General features: G+C 41.4%; 18 protein-coding genes. 16 read left to right on the plus strand and 2 right to left on the minus strand.

Going from position 1 to position 15,295, the window contains the following annotated elements; all coding sequences use genetic code 11:
* The 16 genes from ABS301_RS23400 (at position 1) to ABS301_RS23475 (ending at position 13,396) form a co-directional block, all read left to right on the plus strand.
* Entirely contained in the window at positions 1-360 is a 360-nt protein-coding gene (locus tag ABS301_RS23400; RefSeq protein WP_349674479.1) for a response regulator, read from the plus strand.
* A gap of 24 nt (positions 361-384) precedes the next feature.
* Positions 385-831, plus strand: a complete 447-nt coding sequence (gene flgC / locus ABS301_RS23405; protein ID WP_349674480.1) for a flagellar basal body rod protein FlgC — start codon at positions 385-387, stop codon at positions 829-831.
* A 50-nt stretch (positions 832-881) separates the two neighbouring features.
* Positions 882-2,255, plus strand: a complete 1,374-nt coding sequence (gene fliN / locus ABS301_RS23410) for a flagellar motor switch protein FliN (RefSeq protein ID WP_349674481.1) — start codon at positions 882-884, stop codon at positions 2,253-2,255.
* Between the two features lie 17 nt (positions 2,256-2,272).
* Entirely contained in the window at positions 2,273-2,629 is a 357-nt protein-coding gene (locus ABS301_RS23415; RefSeq protein ID WP_349674482.1) for a flagellar biosynthetic protein FliO, read from the plus strand.
* 10 nt (positions 2,630-2,639) lie between these two features.
* The gene (fliP, locus tag ABS301_RS23420; RefSeq protein ID WP_170822316.1) at positions 2,640-3,299 is read left to right on the plus strand and encodes a flagellar type III secretion system pore protein FliP; all 660 of its coding nucleotides are present in this window, start codon (positions 2,640-2,642) and stop codon (positions 3,297-3,299) included.
* A 17-nt stretch (positions 3,300-3,316) separates the two neighbouring features.
* The gene (locus tag ABS301_RS23425; protein ID WP_349674483.1) at positions 3,317-3,577 is read left to right on the plus strand and encodes a flagellar biosynthetic protein FliQ; all 261 of its coding nucleotides are present in this window, start codon (positions 3,317-3,319) and stop codon (positions 3,575-3,577) included.
* A gap of 25 nt (positions 3,578-3,602) precedes the next feature.
* Positions 3,603-4,364: a flagellar biosynthetic protein FliR gene (gene fliR / locus ABS301_RS23430; protein WP_349674484.1), complete on the plus strand. Its 762-nt coding sequence runs from the start codon at positions 3,603-3,605 to the stop codon at positions 4,362-4,364.
* Positions 4,365-4,387: 23 nt separating this feature from the next.
* Positions 4,388-5,449, plus strand: coding sequence for a flagellar biosynthesis protein FlhB (flhB, locus tag ABS301_RS23435; protein ID WP_349674485.1), 1,062 nt, complete (start codon positions 4,388-4,390; stop codon positions 5,447-5,449).
* Between the two features lie 41 nt (positions 5,450-5,490).
* Positions 5,491-7,563 carry a flagellar biosynthesis protein FlhA gene (gene flhA, locus ABS301_RS23440; protein ID WP_349674486.1) on the plus strand — a complete coding sequence of 691 codons (2,073 nt, stop codon included), beginning with the start codon at positions 5,491-5,493 and terminating at the stop codon, positions 7,561-7,563.
* Positions 7,560-8,375, plus strand: a complete 816-nt coding sequence (locus ABS301_RS23445) for a sigma-70 family RNA polymerase sigma factor (protein ID WP_349674487.1) — start codon at positions 7,560-7,562, stop codon at positions 8,373-8,375. The genes flhA and ABS301_RS23445 overlap by 4 nt, the downstream gene beginning before the upstream one ends.
* A 17-nt stretch (positions 8,376-8,392) precedes the next feature.
* Positions 8,393-9,196, plus strand: coding sequence for a flagellar hook-basal body protein (locus ABS301_RS23450; RefSeq protein ID WP_349674488.1), 804 nt, complete (start codon positions 8,393-8,395; stop codon positions 9,194-9,196).
* Positions 9,197-9,210: 14 nt separating this feature from the next.
* Positions 9,211-9,981: a flagellar hook-basal body protein gene (locus ABS301_RS23455; protein ID WP_349674489.1), complete on the plus strand. Its 771-nt coding sequence runs from the start codon at positions 9,211-9,213 to the stop codon at positions 9,979-9,981.
* A gap of 33 nt (positions 9,982-10,014) precedes the next feature.
* Complete coding sequence (locus tag ABS301_RS23460) at positions 10,015-10,641, plus strand: chemotaxis protein CheC (protein ID WP_104438782.1); 627 nt, start codon at positions 10,015-10,017, stop codon at positions 10,639-10,641.
* Complete coding sequence (locus tag ABS301_RS23465) at positions 10,634-11,116, plus strand: chemotaxis protein CheD (RefSeq protein ID WP_104438781.1); 483 nt, start codon at positions 10,634-10,636, stop codon at positions 11,114-11,116. Before ABS301_RS23460 ends, ABS301_RS23465 begins: the two co-directional genes overlap by 8 nt.
* 83 nt (positions 11,117-11,199) lie before the next feature.
* Entirely contained in the window at positions 11,200-12,120 is a 921-nt protein-coding gene (locus ABS301_RS23470) for a chemotaxis protein (protein ID WP_349674490.1), read from the plus strand.
* A complete protein-coding gene (locus ABS301_RS23475; RefSeq protein ID WP_349674491.1) occupies positions 12,113-13,396 on the plus strand; it encodes an EAL and HDOD domain-containing protein in 1,284 nt (427 codons plus the stop codon). The genes ABS301_RS23470 and ABS301_RS23475 overlap by 8 nt, the downstream gene beginning before the upstream one ends.
* Here the strand turns inward: ABS301_RS23475 and ABS301_RS23480 are convergent.
* Positions 13,393-14,463 (minus strand): late competence development ComFB family protein, encoded by a 1,071-nt coding sequence (locus ABS301_RS23480; RefSeq protein ID WP_349674492.1) that lies wholly within the window; start codon positions 14,461-14,463, stop codon positions 13,393-13,395. The two genes, ABS301_RS23475 and ABS301_RS23480, sit on opposite strands and share 4 nt — an antisense overlap.
* Positions 14,464-14,489: 26 nt before the next feature.
* Positions 14,490-15,260: a ParA family protein gene (locus tag ABS301_RS23485; RefSeq protein WP_349674493.1), complete on the minus strand. Its 771-nt coding sequence runs from the start codon at positions 15,258-15,260 to the stop codon at positions 14,490-14,492.
* Positions 15,261-15,295: the final 35 nt, after the last annotated feature.

A 15,295-nucleotide genomic window follows, 5' to 3' on the forward strand; every position in this document is an offset into this window, starting at 1 on the left:
ATGGCAAAAATATTATTAGTAGATGATGCAGCATTTATGAGAATGATGATTAAGGACACTCTGACAAAGAACGGATATACCGATCTTTACGAAGCGGCTGACGGCGCTCAGGCGGTTCAGATGTTTACAGAGATCAGCCCTGATCTTATCATCATGGACATTACCATGCCCAATATGGATGGACTGGAAGCGTTAAAGGCAATTAAAGCAAAAGATCCCAATGCAGTAATTGTTATGTGCTCCGCGATGGGACAGGAAAGCATGGTAATCGAAGCGATTAAATCAGGAGCAAAGGACTTTATTGTTAAGCCATTTAAACCAGACAGAATTTTAAAGACAGTTACTGGCATTATCGGCTAAACTGATTCATTGAGGAGGGTACAAATGTCGTTTTTAAGCTCGATGAATATCAGCGCGTCTGCTATGACAGCACAGCGTCTCAGACTTGATATTGCATCACAAAATATCGCGAATATCGATACCACCAGAACGGCTACCGGTGGCCCATACCGCAGAAGAATGGTGGTCCTTGAAGCACAGACTGAAAACAATTTCCGCAGAACCTTAATGAATGCAGCAGGTAAGAGCCGCCAGCAGAGTGCGGGGGGAGTAAAGGTATCACAGGTAGTGGAAGATACCAGCCCTTTAAAATCCGTTTACGACCCGGAACATCCGGATGCAGATGAGAACGGCTATGTACAGATGCCAAATGTGGATCTGATAAAGGAAACAGTGGACAGCATGTCTGCAACCCGGTCCTATGAAGCCAATATAACCGCATTTAATGCCATAAAAATGATGGCTTCCAAGGCATTGGAGATCGGTAAATAAGGTAAAATATGGCATAGAGGGCTAAATGAGTATAAAGGGAGAAAAGTTGTATGGATTCGAAGAATTTTAGCGCATTTGAGATTGATGCCATAGGTGAAATACTAAACATAAGCCTGGGAGCCTCAGCCACTGCAGTATCTACCATGCTCAATGCCAGAGTTGATATCACCACACCTGTAGTACGGGTATTATCTAAGAGTGAGTTTGAAATATCAAACCTGGAACCGGCAGTGGGTGTGGAAATTACTTATCTTGCAGGTCTTAGCGGAAGCAATATTATGCTCCTGAAGAAGCATGATGTTAAGGTTATTGTAGATATGCTGATGGGAACGGAAACCCCGGAAGAGGATTTTGAATTAAATGAATTAAATATCAGTGCAATCTGTGAAGTGATGAATCAGATGATGGGGGCGTCAGCGACTGCTCTCAGCGAGTTTTTAAGCAAAACAGTTAATATTTCCACACCGACTTCTTTTGAAATTGAAGATGTGGGAGATTTTAAAGAAAAATATTATCACGATGAAGATTTAATGGTTGTGGTTGGTTTTAATTTGAAGATAGCAGATCAGATGGCCAGTGAATTTATCAATGTAATGCCACCTGCACTTGCAAAAGAACTGGTGGCGGGATTCTTTCCACAGGTTGGTGGTGAGCCGGAAGAAGCGCCGGTGCCCGAATCTGTTTCACAACCCGCATCCGCTCCAGCTTCATCTGGCGGCATTTTATCCCAGGAAGAAATTGAAAAACTTCTTTCAGGCAGTTCAGCTCCAGAACCGCAGCCACAGCCACAGGAACTTCCGAAGCAGGAATCTTCAGGCGGTATCCTGTCTCAGGAGGAAATAGAGATGCTGTTAAATGGCAGCAAAGCTTCAGAACCAGTGCCGGCAGCGCCAGCTCCTACACCAGTTCCGGCACCAGCACAAACTCCTCAATCTGCAGTTCCCATGCCGGCAATGGTAAGCCAGCCAGCAGTAATGGATAATTCTGCCGTGCAGCAGATGATGAATCAGATGCAGATGCAGCAGCAAATGATTAACCAGATGCAGCAGATGATACTTCAGATGCAGAATTCACAGATGAACGCGCCCAAAAAAGAGGTTTCGGAGCCGAAAACCATCAATGTTAAGTCAGTTCCCCAGAATAACCTTACAGAAGGACCGATAAGCTATGAAGAGCAGGAGGAAAACCGTGAGCTGATCATGGGAGTACCGTTGGAGGTGTCTGTAGAAATCGGCAGAACCAGAAAGCTGGTAAAAGAAATACTTGAATTTACAAAAGGATCTCTTGTTATTTTAGACAAACTTGCTGGAGAGCAGGTGGATCTGTATGTAAATGGAAGATGTATTGCAAAGGGCGACGTAGTAGTCGTTGATGACAATTTTGGTATCCGTATTACGGAGATTATCAAAAAGAACGTTGATTAGAGAGGAAGTGCCTGTAGATGAACAGTGTGATCAGTCTGTTATCAGTTCTTATTATCACCATTCTCATTCTGTACTTAAGCTATATTTTCACGAAAAATGTTGGAAAAGGGATGGGATTAAAACGCGGGGGAAATTATATGCAGATGTTAGACAGGCTTCCCCTTGGGCAGGATAAGGCGATTGCGGTTGTTCGCGCAGGCAGTCATTATTTCCTCATTGGTATCGCTTCTTCACAGATTAACATTCTGGCAGAACTGACGGAGGAGGATATTCAACAAAGCCTGGATATCCAGAATCCTCAAACAGGAAGCGGATACCCTGATTTTATCAGCATTCTGAAAAAATATACGGATAAAAACCGGAAAGACTTGTAGGAGGAGCAGAATGAATACAGATGCCTTAGTTAACATTAATGGAGGCAGGGTGCCGACCCTGGAACTTTTCCTCATTCTGACCATCATATCACTGCTTCCGTCCATATTGGTTATGATGACTTCTTTTACCAGAATCATCATTATCCTATCTTTTACAAGGAATGCACTTGGTGTACAGCAAACGCCTCCTAATATTGTTTTGGTGGGCATTGCGCTATTTTTAACTTTGTTTATCATGGATCCGGTTATAAAAGACATTAATACCCAGGCATACCAGCCTTACATAAAAGAAGAGATTAACCAGTCGGAGGCATTGAAACGGGCTCAGGTTCCCATGAAGCGTTTTATGCTGAAACAGACTGAAACCAGTACTCTGAATTTGTTTGTAGACTTATCCCATACAGAAAAAGCGGAAAACATTGAAGATTTACCCATGACTGTTGTCATTCCATCATTTATGACTTCAGAATTAAAACGGGCGTTCACAGCTGGTTTTATGATTTTCCTCCCATTTATGCTGGTGGATATCGTTGTTTCCAGTACACTGATGTCAATGGGTATGGTAATGCTACCGCCCGCCATGATTTCACTTCCATTTAAGCTGCTATTATTTGTTACAGTAAATGGCTGGGAGTTATTATTTACAAACCTTGTTAAGAGCTTTCATTAATGACGGGAGGAATTCTTATGACAGACGTTGCAATCAGCAGCCTCATGTACGAAATGTTTGGTGCAGCCGTGAAGCTTTCAGGCCCGGTTCTGGTGGTCAGCATGATCATCGGTATTCTCATTTCCATACTGCAGGCGGCGACCCAGATTCATGAACAGACCATAACCTTTGTGCCTAAGTTACTTGTTGTAGGTCTTATTCTTTTGATGATGGGAAGTAATATGATGAAGACGCTTAGTGATTTTACCATACATGTATTCAATACCATGCTGGGATAGCTAGACAGTTGAAAGGAAGAGTTAAATGCCGGATATAGGACAGATGATGCTTTTTTCCCTGATTTTCATGCGGATGTCAGGTTTTATACTTCTGAATCCCATATTGGGAAGACGGAATATACCCGGTTATGTAAAGGGCGGTACAGTTATGGTATTCACCCTTCTGCTGTATTCGTTTTCTTCCGCGCAGGTACCGGAACCGGTTACTTCCGTTGAATATGCAGTGCTTTTGATCAAAGAGTTTGCCATGGGGTATGTGATCGGTTTTGTCATGGAGCTGTTTGTCATGATTATTACATATGCTGGAACAATTATAGATTTTCAGATGGGACTTTCCATGGCCACTGTATTTGATCCCCAGAGCAATGCGCAGGTTGCGGTGACAGGAAGTATCTTTCATGCATATTTTATATTATTGTTCTTTGCAGTAGACGGTCATCTGGCTCTGTTTAAACTTTTAATCCAGTCGTCTGAGATCGTTCCCTATGGACAAGTTGTCATAGGAACAAAAGTTGCATGGGCGATGCTTGAAATATTTACCCAGTGTATTGTTATGGCAATTAAATTTTCTTTTCCTATAATGGCGATTGAATTTATTACGGAAATTGCGGTGGGAATTCTGATGAAGGTGATACCTCAGATTAATGTGTTTGTGGTTAACATTCAGGCGAAGGTTTTGGTTGGTTTATTAATGCTTATATTCTTATTTTCTCCCATGTCTGATTATGTTGGATTTATAATCAGTCAGATGCTGTTGACAGTGGAAAATATGATCAGGATTTTATAGCGCAAAGGATGTGATGAACGGAAATGGCAGATGATTCAAAAACCGAGAAGGCCTCACCGAAAAAACGGAAAGATGAACGAAAAAAAGGTCATGTTGCTGTTAGTAAGGATGTGGTAATGATTGCAACTCTTCTTGGAACTTTCGTGATGTTGAAAGCATTATTTCCGCTCATGTATCGGACCATGCAGGATTATATGATCAAATATGTCAGTCTGGCTCCGCTTGCAGATACCATGTCAGATTATACAACCAGTGTTTTCTGGGATATGGTAATTGCGATTGCCAAAGCAGCGATACCGATTATACTTGTCTCCACTACATTGGCAGTGATTGGAACAGGCGTACAGACAGGATTTCTATTTACAAAAAGTAATATGGCACCTAAGTTTGAAAGACTGAACCCGATTAAAGGGATTAAAAATCTTCTCTCTTTAAAAAATCTGGTAGAGCTTATTAAAAATCTGATTAAAATTATTATACTTTCAGTTATTCTCTATCAGATCATAAAAGGTGATTTAAGAGCAGTAGCCAGAACTATTGATATGAATATAATGGATTCAGCAGTTTATGTTTTGGATTCTATTATGGATATGGTAATGAAAATATCAATTGTATTCCTGGCAATCGCCGGCTTCGATTATTTTTACCAGTGGTGGGATTATGAACGCCAGATTAAGATGTCAAAGCAGGAGATGAAAGAGGAATACAAGCAGACAGAAGGAAATCCGGAGATTAAAGGGCGTATCCGGAACTTACAAAGAGAAAGAGCCCGCAGCAGGATGATGCAGTCAGTTCCTACTGCAGATGTAATTATTCGAAATCCGACCCACTTTGCGGTAGCGCTGCGTTATGATATAGAAAAAGATAATGCACCGGTTCTGCTTGCCAAGGGTCAGGATGAACTTGCTTTAAGGATTGTAGCCATAGGCGAGGAACATGGAATCTATGTGCTGGAGAACAAGCCTCTTGCAAGGGGGATTTTTGCCAGTACCAAAGTGGGGGAACCAATCCCTCCGGAATATTATGGTATGGTCGCTGAGATTCTGGTATACGTATACCGTATGAATAACAAGATCATAGAGTAGAAAATGCGGCATAGATACTTGAAAGAAATGGTGTAAAAAGAATGAAGACTTTACTTAAAAATTCCGTTGTAGTATTTGTCATTACAATTGTGCTTCTTTTGATCATCCCATTGCCTCCATTTTTTATGGATGTAATGATTATAATAAATATTTCCCTATCCATGATTATCCTTCTGATAACCATGAACATTCGGGAGCCGTTGGAATTTTCCATTTTTCCATCGCTGCTTTTGATCACCACACTGTTGCGGCTTGGACTTAACGTTTCTTCCACCCGTAACATTTTAACCAAAATGGGATCTTCTGGTCTCGTTATTAAGGCCTTTGGTGATTTCGTATTGCAGGGAAATGTTGTAGTAGGTTTTATCATATTCCTGATTATTGTTTTAGTAAACTTTCTGGTTATTACAAAAGGTACGGAACGAGTATCGGAGGTTGCAGCCAGATTTACCCTGGATGCCATGCCAGGAAAGCAGATGGCTATTGATGCGGATTTAAGTTCTGGTCTGATCAATGAGCAGGAAGCGAAGCTGAGACGTTATAAAATCCAGAAAGAAGCGGATTTTTACGGTGCCATGGATGGTGCTACCAAATTCGTAAAGGGCGATGCAATCGTTTCTTTGATCATTACCGCAATCAATTTTATTGGTGGTGCGATCATTGGTATTGTTCAGTCCAATATGCCCTTCTCCCAGGTTTTAACCATTTATAGTATTGCTACAGTAGGAGATGGACTGGTATCCCAGCTTCCTTCCCTTATGATCGCAGTAGCTACCGGTATGGTTGTTACCAGAGCCGTATCAGATGGCAGCTTAAATGAGGATGTATCCGCACAGTTTTTGGCTCAGCCAAGAGCCATTATGCTTACGGGATTTGTTTTGGTTGTACTCATGCTTGTTCCGGGAATGCCAAAATTCCAGCTTGGTCTTATGGCAGTTCTGCTCATAGGAACCGGTTATCAGTTGGAGCGTAAAGTGAAACAGTCAGCCTTTAAAGAGGTGGAGCAGTATCAGAATACGTTCATGGAGGATACGAGCCTGCAGACACCAGCAGACGAAGAATCCTATTACAGAGATGTAAATAATGTATATTCCCTGATTAGTGTAGACCCTATTGAACTGGAATTCGGTTATAGTCTGATTCCACTGATTGACGAAGGCAGCGGGGGAAAGTTAATTAACCGTATTGTCATTTTCAGAAGACAATATGCCCAGGACATGGGATTTGTTATCCCATCGGTCAGACTAAGAGACAGTTCCAGTCTGAATACCAATCAGTATGTTGTTAAAATCAGAGGTGAAGAAGTAGCAAAGGGTGAAATCCTGGTAGATTATTATCTCGCCCTGGAACCGCCAGTTCTTTCCGGTGAAGTAGATGGAATTGAAACTGTGGAGCCGGCTTATGGAATCCCAAGTAAATGGATCCGGCCTGAAAATAAAGAAATGGCCGAAATCTATGGATATACAGTTATTGATCCGTTGTCAGTTATGCTGACCCACTTATCAGAAACCATCAGGCAGCATGCATATGAGATGCTTGGCAGACAGGAAATTATGCAGCTGTTAGACAATGTTAAGAAACATTCGCCTGAACTTGTGGAGGAGTTGTTCCCAGGTCAGTTATCCTACGGCAACTTCCAAAAGATACTCAACAGTCTTTTAAAAGAAGGTGTGCCGATAAAAGATATGGAAACTATTTTAGAGACCATTGTGGATGCTCTTTCAACAACCAGGGATATCGATCTTATTACTGAGAATATCAGAATCGCTTTAAAGAGAACCATTACCAGAATGTTCTGTGATGGAGGTCAGATGAAAGTTCTGACTCTGGATGCGGATCTGGAGAAAAATATTATCAGCAGCATGGCGAAAGGGGAGCAGGGCGTTTATCTGGCTCTCAGCCCTGAGGTAATGCAGTCAGTAATCGGACAGCTGGGTGAACAGATTAAGAAATTTAACGATCTGGAACAAAAACCTGTGATTCTAACAAGTCAGGTAGTAAGGCTGTATTTTTACCGTCTGATCGAACAGTTTTATCCCAACGTCTATGTTCTTTCATTTAATGAAATTGCAAATAATATTCAGATCCAGGCAGTCGGAAATATTACCGTTTGACAGGGGATAATGTCAGAAAGGCAGTGTTAATCGGAATGGAGCAGGAGTTAAGCCAATATACCAATGAAGATTTACTAATTAAATATAAGCGTACTAAGGATATTAAAATCAAGCACGAGCTGGTAATGCGTTATATGTATATGGTGAAGAGCATTTCAATTCAAATGCGTGATGTCTATTTAAGCTTTGCTCAAATAGAGGATATCGTTAATGAAGGTGTATTGACGATCATGAATGGGATTGAAAAGTTTGATCCTGATATGAATGTGAAGTTTGAAACATATATTTCCAAGCGAATTCGTGGTATGATTATAGATATGGCAAGAAAACAGGACTGGATCCCAAGAAGTGTCAGAAAAAATGCCAAAGAACTGGACAATACGGTTATGGAATTATGTAACCGTCTGGGACGTTTTCCATCCTCAAAAGAAACGGCCGAGTATCTGAATGTATCGCTGGATAAATATCAGGAAGCGTTAGGAAAGACCAATGTTTACAGTGTCATATCCCTTGATATGGTGTTAGAGGGAAGCAATGACAACAAAAAAACAGTCCAGCTCCCATCCATCAGCGAAAATGACCAGCCGGAATCTCACTATCTTCAGGAAGAATTTAAACAGATACTGGTATCTGCCATAAATAATTTAAAGGAAAATGAACAAAAGGTTATTTCTTTGTATTATATGGACGAATTAAATATGAAAGAGATTGCCAGGGTCATGAATGTCAGTGAACCAAGAATTTCACAGATTCACTCCAATGCCATACAGAAACTGAGACTGAATCTGACTAATTTTATAAATGGGAAATAGGAAAGGGGAATAGCGGGATGTTTCAAGGATTTTATAATCTGGCTTCCGGGATGCTTTATCAGAACCGGAATTTAAATACCATCAGTAACAATATGGTAAACGTAAGTACGCCTGGCTTTAAATCAGACCGTATGACCAGCACCACATTTAAGGAAGAGATGCTCTACAGGAGCGGGAATGTGGATAAAAGCAGTTACACTCCGATTGGTACTGCATCCATGCTGAAAACGGTAGCAGGTGTGAAAACCAGCTTTGATCAGGGCAATGTGGAGGAAACTGGCGGTAATTTGGATTTTGCATTAACAAAGCCTGGATTTTTTACCATCGAGGGTACAGACGGGACTCGACTCTATACAAGAAATGGATCTTTTGATGTTGATCAGGATGGTTATCTATGCTTATCAAATTTAGGAAGAGTTCTTGGAGAAGACGGAAACCCAATTGAGATGACTTCTAATCACATTACTGTGGATCAGTCCGGGAACATATATGAAGAGCCCTTAAAAGGGCTTAAAACGGATGAAGATGGCGGTGATACGGAGGCAAAAGAAGCAACGCTGATTGGGAAGCTTGGTGTGGTAAATTTCGATGATGCAGCTCAGCTTGTAAAAGGGGATAACGGAACCTTCACTACCCAGGCAGAGGGAAAAGCTGTTGACGGTGGAATTATGTGGAAATCAGTGGAACGATCTAATATTGATCCAATTGAGCAGATGACTTCCATGATGACCAGTCAGAGAGCAACCCAGAGTGCAGCCCAGGTGCTTAAGATGTATGACCAGCTCATGGGTAAAATAGTATCTGACATTGGCAGAGTATAGGGGAGGAACAACGGATGAATCAATCCTTTTACATAGGCGCACAGGGTGCCATGAATCAGCAGACGAAACTCAATGTTGTATCAAATAATATTGCAAATGTAAATACAGTTGGTTTTAAGCCGGAATACGGTGTGTTTTCCGATCTGATCTATGAACAGACACGAAATTCACTTAATGATACAAACATAAAGACTGGAAGCGGATCAAAAATAGACCAGATAAAGACAAACATGACAGCCATGCCGTATCAGTCTACGGGACAGGAACATGATTATGCGGTGGAAGGCGATGGCTTTTTCATGCTGAAGGATCCTGTATCCGGAGAAATCACATACACCCGTGACGGACGTTTTTCCCTTGCAAAGACAACGGACAAATTTTATCTTGTGAATGTGGATGGAAAACGGGTTCTTAATATGGATCAGGCGGAAATTTCCTATGATGTAAAGCCGGCATCCTACCCTTCCGAGGAAGCAGAAGAGGAAGAAGAAACAGAGGAACTGCAGGAAGGAGAACATGATCCCCATGCGATTGGAATCTATACCTTTGCCAATACCAGTAACCTTAAACCCATAGGAGACAATGTTTTTTCTGCAACGGCAGTGAATGGGACTCCCATACTCCTGGAGAAGGCAAAAGTAGTAAGTGGATCTCTGGAGCAGTCTGGTACCGATTTTGCATTGGAGATGACGAAAATGATGGAGTCCCAGAGAGCCTACTCCTATGCTCTTAAGATGGTACAGACTTCCGATGAAGTTGAATCGACAATAAATTCTCTGCGGTAAATATCGCAGAGTTTCATGAAAGAGGGCGATCATATGAAAATAACACGTTATGACGAAATGAATGGGCTTGGGCTGGATCTGATACGGGAGATAGGCAGTATTGGTACAGGCAATGCGGCTACCGCACTTTCTTCCATGCTGAACAAGACCGTTCGAATGACACTACCCGATGTTCAGATACTGGGATATAATGAGGCCATCAAATTTTTGGGTGATCCGGAGGAAATTGTGGCGGCGATCCTGGTGAAGATGACAGGTGAAATCAACGGTTTAATGCTCTTTATTTTAAAAATGGATTTTATAAATGAGGTTTTGTCCAGTGTTATGCAGCAGGAGATTGAAGACTATTACCAGCTTAATGTTTTAGAGACTTCTGCTTTGGAAGAGATCGGTAATATTATTATCTCATCTTATGTTAATGCAATGTCAACACTGAGTGAGGTTACAATTAATCTTTCAGTACCTGACATCGCAGTCAACATGCTGGGAGGCATCTTAAGTGTTCCGATGGTGGAATTTGGATATCAGACAGATAAGATGATGATGATAAGCGGACAGTTTATAATAGGAGGAAAAGTCCTTCACAGTGACTTGCTGATGATGCCGGATATTATGTCATTGAACTTTTTAATGGAAAAGCTGGGGATTGTAAATGGATAAACAGATAACAGTGGGAATTGCGGACATGAAATTTGCCAGGCAGGAGGGGACATTGATCACCTATGCTCTGGGGTCCTGCATTGGTATCTGTTTATATGATCCCATGATAAAGCTGGGGGCGCTTGTGCATATCATGCTTCCGGAAGTATACGGATCAGGAGACGGAAATATATTTAAGTATGCAGATACAGGACTGGCTGAGACATTTAGAAAGATAGAAATCCTGGGCGCAAGAAAACCAAGATTGATTGCAAAGATTGCAGGGGGGGCAAAAATGTTCGAATTGCAGGGCAACAGTACTCTTGGCAATATCGGAGCCCGCAATATTATAAGTGTAAAACAGATTCTCCAAAAAGAGGGGATCCGGCTTGCTGCTTTGGACGTTGGAGAAAACTATGCACGAACCATGTCCATGGATGTAAGCACGGGGCAGGTTAAAATCAGAACTTACGGCAGAGCAGAAATTGTTTTGTAAACATTATGAACTGGCAGAAAGTTGCCGATAAATTAACAGGCAGTTGTTTTTGCTGGATTATATTGGGATAAAGGAGAAAAAGTATGGCAGAAACAGAGATTTTATTAGAATCAGGGACGAATGAAATTGAAATAATGGAATTCACCATTTACGGTGAATTATATGGAATTAACGTTGCAAAAGTACGCGAGATTATGATGTCAGATAAGGTGAAACCCATCCCTCATGCCCACCCAGCCGTAGAGGGGATTTTTAAACCAAGGGATCTTCTTCTTACAGTTATTGATCTCCCTTATTACCTTACTGGCAGTAAAGGTGAAAAACAAGGCAAAGATCTGTTTATTATCACCAATTTCAACAAGTTGCACATTGCTTTCCGTGTTCACAGCGTAGTTGGTATCAGCCGTATTTCCTGGAAGAATATTCAGAAACCAGATGACACCATAAGCCGTGGAGATGAAGGAGTGGCCACTGGAATCGCTCAGTGCGGAACTGATCTTGTTACCATCCTTGACTTTGAAAAAATTGTTGCTGACATCGCTCCTGAGACCGGAATCCAGATCGATGATATTAATAAGCTTGGAAAGAGAGCATCTGTGGCTAATCCGATTCTAATTGCTGAAGACTCCATTCTTCTGACCAAGATGATAGAAGCTGCTCTTAAAAAAGCAGGATATGAAAACCTTACTTTTAAAAATAATGGTCAGGAAGCCTGGAATTATTTAAGCCAGATAAAAGATGATTCAGATTTAGAAGATAAGGTAAGCCTGATTATTACAGACATTGAGATGCCTGAGATGGATGGACACCGCCTGACTAAGCTGGTAAAAGAAGATAAAAAATTAAAGCATATTCCTTTGGTTATTTTCTCTTCCATGATTAATCAGGAATTGATGATAAAGGGAAAACAGTTGGGAGCAGATGAACAGCTGAGTAAGCCGGAAATCGCCCATCTGGTAGAAGTAATTGATCACTTACTTCAAAGGAGGAAGACGAATGGATAAGTATGTCACCCGGCAGCCTATTAAGGCGTTGAAGGAGGACAGGATTATCGGCTACGAAGTATTGTTTCAGAAGGATTATGATTCGCTTTATAGCAGCTCAGATGTAGCAGCGGCTGACACAATTGCAGGATTTCTGATGCAGAATACAGAAAGCATTTTTCATGATAAGCTTACTTTTGTTACATTTACTCCTTCATTGTTATTTCGGAATACACCGAAGATTTTTGATAAGGATAAGATGGTGATTCAGATTGAAGATCATGTTATGATTCACCCATTGTCTCCGACTATCATAAGAAAGTACAGGGCAGAAGGGTATGTATTTGCCATCAATGACTTCCAGTTTTCTCCCAAATATTTCTCCATGCTGGATTATGTTACATACATAAAAATTGACATCAGAAACAAGCAGGAAGGAAAAGAACGCAGCTCTTTAAAAAACCTCATTAATACGATGAAGGGCTTTGATAAGAAGTGTATCGTAACAGGTGTCAGCTCCATGGCTGATTATGAGCTTGCAATTGAAGTTGGCGCAGATTATGCAGAAGGAAGCTATGTTGCGGAGGCTATGGCCGGAAAAGTAAACCGTATGGAATTTTTAGAGGGGAACTTTTTCCAGCTGGTGGTGGAAGTCTCTAAAGATGAACCGGATATAGAAAAGATTGAAGAGATTATAAACAGAGATGCTGCATTAAGCTATGCGCTTCTTAAGATCGTTAATTCCGCATACTTTGCCCTTCGCCGAAGAGTTTCCTCCATACGTCAGGCACTGGTGACCATGGGAATCAGCCAGTTGAAGCAATGGGTATATTTATTAAGCTTCAACAATGACATTGATAATGAAGAATCCTTAGAAGCAATGATGAAACTGTCTTTCCTGAGAGCCAATTTTGCAATGACGATTTCAGATCATATCAAAGATCTTCCAATAATCCGTTCAGAAGTTTATATGATGGGCATGTTCTCTACACTCCAGTACATGATCAATGCACCTCTGGAGGAAATTCTGGAAGAAGTTCCGGTTGCCCAGGAAATAAAAGATGCTCTTATTCGCAAGGAAGGGGTTTGTGGTGAATTATATGAACTCATTCTTAGTTATGAAGATGCAGAATGGAAAAAAGTGAAGCAGCTATCCGAAAAACTGGAGATACCTTCCGGGCAGCTGGCGCAGACTTATATGGACTGTGTAGAAGCTGTTAATGAGATATGGAACGGTTTAACGGTCAGCGCAGACCAGGAAACAGATATTCCCGTAACTAAGAAAACCCACACTTAATGGTGTGGGTTTTCTTTTACTATAAAACATGATTTTGTTAATTCTACTATCACCTGTGGAGCAAAACGGCTGGAATAAAAATTCAGCAAAGGAGAAGCAGCGGGAGGCTCCACTACCACATATTTAGGAGCAAGTTTGTTAAGCGTCAAAGCAGTAACATCGGCAATGCAGTGCTCACAGGTACAGCCGCCAAGACGCCCTATATAGTCTCTGGCAATATTCTCCACAACATGCTCCATTACATTCAGATACTTGAAATTAGAGGTTTTTGGAGTGGCAGGAGTATCGGTAACAGGAGGTTCGGGTTTTGCAGGAGTGTCCCCAGTTTGTGTAGCAGGGACTATTGACTCTAAGGAATCCTGAACATCAGGCTGTGCCAACTCATCGTAAATTTGATCCGGCTTTGTCAAACTATCGGGTACAGGAATATTAGGTTGCGCTGATTCATCAGAAGCTGCAATATCTGATTGTTCTGGTTCATTGGAGTTTTGCATACCGGTTTGATCAGGTTCATCGATACTTAATATGTCCATTTGAACTAGCTCATCAACATCAGATATACCTGGCTCATTCTGATTATCTAAATCCGGAACAACTGCCTCATCTATCTCATCTGTTGAATTGTCAGATGATTCAGTAAATTGCTCTGCAACAGGCACTTCTTCCCTGTCTCCCCAAGCTGAGTCTTCCACATTATTTATTACATTGTCTGATACCGGGTCAGGAAGAGAATCTGGCAGAGAATTATCTTCTTTTTTCTCAGAGAATCCATTCCCCAGTTCCTTCTTTTCATCTTCTTCCAGCTGCTGCTTAATCAACTCAGCAACTGGATCCTGAACCGAAGAGGATAGATCTATAATAGAAATTGGGCTGGGAGACAAAGGACTATCCTGCATTTGTATGGAAGCCTGCTGAGCCAAAACCGTCAATTCTTTAATTGTCCCTTTAGACTCAGCTGCCTGGCTGGCAGCAAGGTTTTCCTTAGCAGCTTCTGATTTCGAAGATTCCGCCTCACCTCCGGCCAGAAGATTCATTACATGAGCTGTTTTGCTGCTTTTCCTAGCCATGTTTATGTGCTCCTCTCAAGTCTTTATTATTTTAATTTCTTAATCAATTCTAGGACTTCAGTTACCAATGCTTTGTAATCCTGGGCAGGATTGGATCTGGGTGCATAATCCAGAAGGCTTTCTCCCTGAGCCGGCGCTTCTGCTACACTAACACTGGATCTGATATGTGTCTCAAACACCCGTGTTCCAATCTGGGAGGCAATACTCTGGGCCATCTCCTTCACTTCTCTGGAAAGAAGTGTTCTTGAATTATACTTATTCAGCAGTATCCCCAGTACAACCAAATTTGGATTAACAGATGCACGTACTGTGTTAATTGTATCTTTAATTTGAGATACACCAAGAAGGCTTAAAATCTCCGGTACCATGGGAATAATCAGATAATCTGCGGCCGCATAAGCATTAACTGTTAAAATATTCAGAGCAGGAGGAGTATCAATAATAATATAATCATAATAACCGGCAACTGTAGACAGTAAGTTCTTTAACATACTTTCTCTCTGCTTTCCGGTAAATTCCAGCTCGGCGCCGCTTAAAAGTATATTTGATGAAATTACGTCGCAATACTTTGATGGACGTATTGCCTCCTGCAGCGTTGCAGTTCCCTGGAAAACCTCGTAAATAGTTGCACAGTTTTCAATTTCAAGTCCCAGACTAAATCCAAGATTACCCTGAGGGTCTAAATCAACAGCCAGCACTCTTTTATTATTCATGGCAAGACCGCAGGCAAGGGAACAGGAAGTGGTGGTTTTGCCTACGCCGCCCTTTTGATTTGTAATAGTAATTACAGTTGACAAATTGTATTCCTCCAATCGTAAATTAAGATAATACT

Origin of the sequence: Lacrimispora sp. (assembly GCF_031982545.1) — a bacterium.
In the GTDB taxonomy this organism is placed as follows: domain Bacteria; phylum Bacillota; class Clostridia; order Lachnospirales; family Lachnospiraceae; genus Lacrimispora.